This is a genomic window from Candidatus Bathyarchaeota archaeon (assembly GCA_026014805.1).
Taxonomy (GTDB): Archaea; Thermoproteota; Bathyarchaeia; order Bathyarchaeales; family SOJC01; genus JAGLZW01.
Map to the genome: position 1 here is coordinate 108419 of JAOZHR010000024.1, position 6435 is coordinate 114853.

General features: G+C 44.4%; 9 protein-coding genes and 1 tRNA gene. 6 read left to right on the top strand and 4 right to left on the bottom strand.

The annotated features are described in order from the left end of the window. Positions 1 to 2 precede the first annotated feature (2 nt). The 4 genes from NWE91_06265 to ftsY are packed head-to-tail and all read left to right on the top strand — an operon-like array spanning position 3 to position 2261. A complete protein-coding gene (locus NWE91_06265; GenBank protein MCW3985994.1) occupies positions 3 to 677 on the top strand; it encodes a translation initiation factor IF-6 in 675 nt (224 codons plus the stop codon). 1 nt (position 678) lies between these two features. Then, a complete protein-coding gene (gene rpl18a / locus NWE91_06270) occupies positions 679 to 930 on the top strand; it encodes a 50S ribosomal protein L18Ae (GenBank protein MCW3985995.1) in 252 nt (83 codons plus the stop codon). Further along, entirely contained in the window at positions 920 to 1384 is a 465-nt protein-coding gene (pfdA, locus tag NWE91_06275; protein MCW3985996.1) for a prefoldin subunit alpha, read from the top strand. Before rpl18a ends, pfdA begins: the two co-directional genes overlap by 11 nt. Next, entirely contained in the window at positions 1356 to 2261 is a 906-nt protein-coding gene (gene ftsY / locus NWE91_06280) for a signal recognition particle-docking protein FtsY (protein ID MCW3985997.1), read from the top strand. Before pfdA ends, ftsY begins: the two co-directional genes overlap by 29 nt. 28 nt (positions 2262 to 2289) lie before the next feature. Here ftsY and NWE91_06285 read toward each other — a convergent pair whose 3' ends face one another. Continuing rightward, positions 2290 to 2886, bottom strand: a complete 597-nt coding sequence (locus NWE91_06285; GenBank protein ID MCW3985998.1) for a hypothetical protein — start codon at positions 2884 to 2886, stop codon at positions 2290 to 2292. Between the two features lie 99 nt (positions 2887 to 2985). On the opposite strand from NWE91_06285, the gene NWE91_06290 reads away from it, so the two are divergent. Further along, a complete protein-coding gene (locus tag NWE91_06290; GenBank protein MCW3985999.1) occupies positions 2986 to 3144 on the top strand; it encodes a hypothetical protein in 159 nt (52 codons plus the stop codon). 288 nt (positions 3145 to 3432) lie between these two features. Here NWE91_06290 and NWE91_06295 read toward each other — a convergent pair whose 3' ends face one another. After that, positions 3433 to 4350 (bottom strand): ornithine carbamoyltransferase, encoded by a 918-nt coding sequence (locus NWE91_06295; GenBank protein MCW3986000.1) that lies wholly within the window; start codon positions 4348 to 4350, stop codon positions 3433 to 3435. 108 nt (positions 4351 to 4458) lie between these two features. On the opposite strand from NWE91_06295, the gene NWE91_06300 reads away from it, so the two are divergent. Then, complete coding sequence (locus NWE91_06300; GenBank protein ID MCW3986001.1) at positions 4459 to 5280, top strand: hypothetical protein; 822 nt, start codon at positions 4459 to 4461, stop codon at positions 5278 to 5280. 44 nt (positions 5281 to 5324) lie between these two features. Here NWE91_06300 and NWE91_06305 read toward each other — a convergent pair. Together NWE91_06305 and NWE91_06310 are read right to left on the bottom strand one after the other, a co-directional pair. After that, a tRNA-Gly gene (locus tag NWE91_06305) sits at positions 5325 to 5399 on the bottom strand. Positions 5400 to 5583: 184 nt separating this feature from the next. Further along, the gene (locus NWE91_06310; protein MCW3986002.1) at positions 5584 to 5949 is read right to left on the bottom strand and encodes a hypothetical protein; all 366 of its coding nucleotides are present in this window, start codon (positions 5947 to 5949) and stop codon (positions 5584 to 5586) included. Positions 5950 to 6435: the final 486 nt, after the last annotated feature.

A 6435-nucleotide genomic window follows, 5' to 3' on the forward strand; every position in this document is an offset into this window, starting at 1 on the left:
GGTTGGCAATTTTCTTGCTAAAACTTTTTGGAAGCGCAAGTATAGGAGTCTACTCCTTGGCTACTGACAAGATGGCGATAATTCCTTTGCAAGCGCCCGAACCAAAAGCCGATAGGGTAGAAGAGTGGCTTGGTGTTAAGGTGGCTAAGACGACTCTCGGCGGCTCGGTAATTGTAGGGGCTCTGGCTTGTGCTAACTCGAACGGTATAGTCTTGCCTCATTACGTGCGAGAGGAAGAACTTGAAGTTGTAAAGACAGTGTGCGACGACGCCAATTTGACAGTTATGGAGACGAAGAGAACCGCTTATGGAAACATGGTTCTTACAAACGATTATGGCGCTGTTGTTGACCCAAGGCTTAAACCCAAAACTATTAGGAAAATAGCTGACACTTTGGGTGTTGATGTTGTTCTTGGGGAGGTTGCAGGCTTGCCGTACGTTGGTTCATTGGCTTTGGCTACGAATAAAGGCGTTTTGGCGCATCCGTTGATTAAGGAGGAAGAAAAGCAAGTTCTGGAAGAGGTGCTGAAGGTGCCTGTGGATGTTGGAAGCATAAACTGTGGTATTCCTTATGTAGCTACAGGGTTAATAGGGAACAGCAATGATGTAGTGGCAGGGTTACTAACAACAGGCCCTGAAATGTTTATAATTGGTCAAGCGCTTGATGTGGTGAAATAAGATGAGCGAAGTCAAAGTGTTCCGTGTAACAGGCGAGATTGCAAAGCCAAACTGGAGAACGCCCTTCAAGAAAGAGATCAGAGCCTTAAAGCCTGAAAATGCAAAAGAAAAGATATACATGGAGTTAGGAAGCAAACACAGAGCCAAGCGCTTTCAAATAAAAATCTTCAAAATCGAAGAGATCCCTCCAGAGGAGATTGAAAGCCCCCTCATAAGGAAGTTGACTTTGGAGGAAGAAGCAGATGTCGAGTGACGAAGAGATTTTTCGTAGACTACTAACGGAACTTCGGCTATTAGAGGGCACAGCAGACGCCTTGCAGAACAGAACTAACCTGATAAACGCCGCAATGACAGAACTTGCCTTTGCTTCTATGACTATAGAAGGATTAGATAAGGAAAAGGAGGGCGCTCCTCTGCTTGTGCCAATCGGCGGTGGCTCCTTCATAAAAGCTGAAGTTGCAGCTACGGAGACCATGGTGGTTGGCATGGGGGCTGGCGTGTCCGTGGAGAAATCCAGAGATGAAGCTAAGCAAATTGTACAGAAACGCATTGCGGAGCTTGAAAGATCTAAGAGTACCCTTCAGCAGCAGTTAGGTCAGGTTGTAGAGCAGATGCATTTGAAAAGACAGCAGCTTGACGAAGTTTCACTAAAGCTAAGCAGCAGGAGAAGAGCAGGCGATGTTCGAAAAACTAAAAGCAGGCCTTAGCGGCTTAGTTAACAAAATCACAACAACTGAGCTGAAAGCAAAACAACTACAGCTAATCCTATCAGATTTTAAGCTAAGCCTTGTTGAAAACGATGTAGCTTTTCCGGTTGCGGAGCGCATATGTGACGAAATGGAAAGACGGCTGGACGGCCTTGAGGTTAAGCGTTTAGAAGGCAGAAAAGAAGTTGTAAGAGAGAATTTACGTGAAGTTTTGCTGGAAATTTTGAACACAGGCGAAAAAATAGACTTGCTAAAGATGGTTAAAGAGAAGCAAAAAAGTGGAGAGCCATTGGTAATCGCGTTTGTTGGAATCAACGGCACTGGAAAGACAACAAGCATCGCCAAAATCGCCAAATTGTTCATGAAAAAGGGCTTTACAGTTGTTTTAGCTTGCAGCGACACGTACAGAGCCGGCTCGATTGAACAATTAGAAGAACATGCAAAACGGCTTGGAGTACGCATCATTAAACATAGTTATGGCGCTGACCCTGCTGCCGTGGCTTTTGATGCCATCAAACATGCTGAGGCCCATGGAGTAAACGTGGTGCTTATTGACACGGCAGGACGCATTCAAACTGACAAGAATTTGATGAACGAATTGGCGAAGGTCAAGCGTGTCGTGAACCCTGATTTGACTCTACTCGTGGTTGATGCTTTGACGGGCAATGACGCGGTTATGCAGGCAGAAGAGTTCAACAAAAGCATAGGCATTGACGGAACTATTTTGACGAAAGTGGATGCTGATGTGAAAGGCGGTTCAGCATTAAGCGTCGCGTATGCGACCAACAAACCCATACTGTTCATCGGCGTCGGTCAAACATACGCGGACTTGCAGCCTTTCAATCCGGAACAATTTGCACAAATGATACTGAAATAAGCATTCAATCAACGTTTGTCTTCACATGCTAAGAGTTCTTAATGTAGTTTCTTGATAGGATAAAAAGCGGAATGAGAAGTATCGAGACAACGCCTAGTACGACAAAATAGCGCGTATAGTCGTACGTTGTTATGAAGAAATATGTGGGAACGAGGTTAAGGATTCTGCCAACCATTAAGCCGACCTCCATCATTACTAAGATGCTAGCATGATATTTTCTCTTGAAAGAATCACCGTAGAAAGCAAACCAAGAGAGTGCAAAGGCGCTAGCGAAGCCTGAAAGTAAAGAGAGCGCTACTATCTCGATCATACTGGAAACTTGAGTAAGTACGAAATACCAAAGGGCGTATAGAATCGCGCTTGCCATAGTAAATTCCACACGCGTTCTCTTAACATCAGAAATTTTGCCAATTCCAACTGTTATAATGGAAATCAGCAACGCACTAGCTGCAACCACAAACCCCATGTTCAAGATAGTTGATGAAACGCTGAAAACAAAGAGTGGATAGGCGAGCCAGTAGGACTCTGACATACCGAAGAGAACAAACGTCAGCATGAAAATCGTGAACAATCGGCTCTTCGGAATCGAAAACTTCTGAGCTTCCGGCTTGTAGCGTATCTTCAACGAAGCAATGAAAGCAACCAAATACAGAAGAATTGAAGCCGCAAAAAGATTTGTGAAGCCGAAAGTTTCGATAACAAAGCCTTCGACAGCAGGCTGATTATGCCAGTTATTGAAGGTATAGCTACGGAAAGCAAGCTTATCATCACCGCTCGCTCGCTAGCGTCGCTGAGCCTAAACAGGAGAAGGTTGAAGCTTGGCCAAAAAGTTGCAATACCCAGCCCGTACGCTAGTCCGAGAAAGACCGGATTCTTGACGTAAATAAGAGCAACATAGAAAAGTAGGGTAAAGAGGATGCCGAAGCTTATTATCCGTTCAAAGTGCCTCGTAACTCTCATCAAAACTATAGGCAGCAACCCGATGACTAGAAACGTGAAAAACAAAACAACAATAATGTCGAGAATGCTTAGCCCTGAATCTTTGAGGTAAATCGGAAGGAACGCGCCAGACAGACTATTTGTAAAAAAGAAGATGGCAACAGTGACTGCTAGAACTTTCGTAGATTCTTTTCACAAATGCCTTACCTTACTAACTGAGAATAGGAACTTGTCATATTTTGTTAAGTAGTTTTAGCAGGATCGCTTTTTCGCTGTGCAGCCTATTCTCAGCCTGCTCGTAGATTACGCTGTTACGCGCTTCTACCATTCCACAACTTATTTCGTAACCTCGGTGGATAGGCATATCATGCATTATCAGAGCATTGCCGCCTTCCATCAGCTCACTATTGATTTGATAGGGCATCATCAGCTTGATGCGTTTTTCCTTTTCTTCTTCAAATTTCGGGTCAAGGAAAAGTTCCATGTCAACCCACGTGTCAGTATATACAGCGTTTGCATCCTTAACAGCTTCCTTAACATCAAGCGTCACATGATACAGTCCTGTTTTTTTCGCTTTCTCTAGCAACTCCTTATCTTGTGCAGGTTCATGCGTAATCGGTGTTACGGTTGTAATTTGCATGCCAGTCATGGTGCACGCTTCAATCAAAGAGTTACAGACATTATTGTGAACACCGATGTAAACCATCTTCAACCCTCTCAGCTTGCCTCTGTGCTCTTTTACTGTCATTAAATCAGCGATGGCTTGGCAAGGATGATATTTCTCGTCACAACCATTAATTACCGGCACCTTTGATGCTGAAGACATCTTCATCAAGTCAGCATTCCTTTTCAGCCGCGCCATAATGCAGTCAACATTACGCGAAAGATACTTAACCTCGTCGCTTATGTCCGCCAGTTTGAACTGGGTTGTCATCCAGTCCATATAGATAGCGTGTCCGCCAAGCTGAGTCATGGCAACTTCGAAGGAGACACGTGTTCGAGTAGATGTTTTCTGAAAAATCATCACTAAAGACTTGTCTTGCAAAGCATTCCGGTACCTCGCCGGTTCTTTCTTAATCTCAATCGCCTTGTCAACAAGAAACTCAACATCTTGTGGCGCCCAATCTTTAAAATTAATCAAGTGCCTCATTGCCGCGTCCTCAATCTTTTTCAAGAAGCCGAAGCTAGATGATATAAGTTTTATGGAAACGCTTAAACCCAATTGGCAACCTCAAAAATGAGCAATGGAGCACAACAGATGATTCTCATAGTTGCTTCTACAAAAGACGTTGCAAGCATGAACATTAGACAGCAATTGCTAGTCCACTACGACTTCAAGGAATCAGAGGAGAAATCCCACAACAACCCAATATACCATAAGACATCCGGCGACAACGAGGTGAAGCTTGTAACAATCGACGAAGAAGCAATCTACTACCAATCAATCCTAAACCACTTCAACCCACAGCTTATAATATACATTTCACGTCACAGCAGCAAAAGCGGCACACCAACACTCTCAGTCCACACGCCAGGCAACCTAACCGCTCAAGCGCAAAAGGGCGGCCTACCAAAGCGAATCTCAATAGCACCGGCAAACGCAATGAAAGAAGTTTTACTGGAAATGGCGCAACAAAAAAACACACACAGCCTAGACTACCAAGTTTCATACGAATGCACCCATCACGGACCTTCCCTCAACATGGCGACAATGTTTGTGGAACTTGGAAGCTCACCGACACAATGGAAAGACACGAAAGCCGCAGAAGCGGTGGCCCATGCGGCAATGGCTCCTATTTCTAAGAAATCCAAATACTCGACAGTAGCGGTTGGCATCGGCGGGCCACATTATAGCCAAAAGTTTACACGTATGGCTCTAGAAGGTTCCTTCGCCTTTGGCCACATGATTCCAAAGTATGCCATTTCGCAAGTTAACGCGAAAATTATTAAGCAGTGTGTGGAGCGCACGGTGGAGAAGGTTGAAACTGTTATTTTGGATTGGAAGGGAATAAGGGGTGCGGATAAGGCAGGATTAATTGAGGCTTTAAGGGAAGTTGGAGTGCAAACACAGAAAGTTTAGCCATTGTAAATATCTACCTTGATTCTGCTTTCAGAGAAAAGAGGTGCGGCCACCGGGATTTGAACCCGGGTCGTCAGCGTGGCAGGCTGATGTCCTAATCCAAACTAGACTATAGCCGCTAGGACTGGACTAGGGACATTTTATAGTATGCCACTTATTTTCTTTTCCTAAAGAGCATGATGTGCCCAAGCGTTGTGCATACATATTTGAATCCAGCTTCTAGCAGTTGTCTAGCTTCTTCTGTTTTAGTGGCTACCTTTGAAACATATTCGTCGTCTTGGAAGTGGACAAGCTGAGTGTATTTCAGTGTGTTTTCAAACGGTGAAGAATCTCAGGCAAAACAGCCGTTTCAAAAACCTTGTCGTTAGCACGCAACATAATATTGAGGGCTCCAAGCTGAGTAGCCTCCTGAGTCCCCGTGAGCAGCCTAATACTCGCCTGCCTGTAAATCTGCTCATACCTATTGATAGTTTTCATTAAAATCCGCGCATGACCCTTAATGTTCTGTAACTCTGGCTGCCACCTGTCTCGACATTCAAAGTCACGATAAACAGTACGTCCTGAACACTGATGTTTCAGGCTTAGTTGTGTCACAATCTCTGGCTGAGAAAAACCCAATCCTTCAAGCTTCAGCAATTCCAGCCGTCTCTCAACCGCCTTCACAGCCACGCACCCCCTTAGAATTGACACTTTCTATCAAATTGAAGTCTATTCCCTCTCGTTCTCCCTGCACCTTGGAGAAGCTGAACACCACTAGCAGCAAATTCAGTCAGCAAGCTGCCCTTGAGACACCTCTACGAAAAAAGACACCAAACAATAACCAATATTTGCAGCCAATAAAGCCTTTGTGTATCAGAACGTTTTCCCACGTCTTGTTCGAATTCCGAATAAGGCTTAAATCAACTTAAGCGCCAAGAGTTAGATTCTGAGTCTGAATTATGAATATCACTGATTCATATCTTCAAGACGAAAGCATTATAGAATAACGCATGGGACATATCAATCAACGTTCAACACTCATGCGCATGGGTGTAAAGGAAGTCTGTTTAGATGACCACATCTACTCTCGAGTCTTCGGAAGTCACCATAGATATGGTTAAGAGAGCTCCAATACGGGTTTTGCACGTTGACGACGAAGCAGGCTTCTTGAAAGCA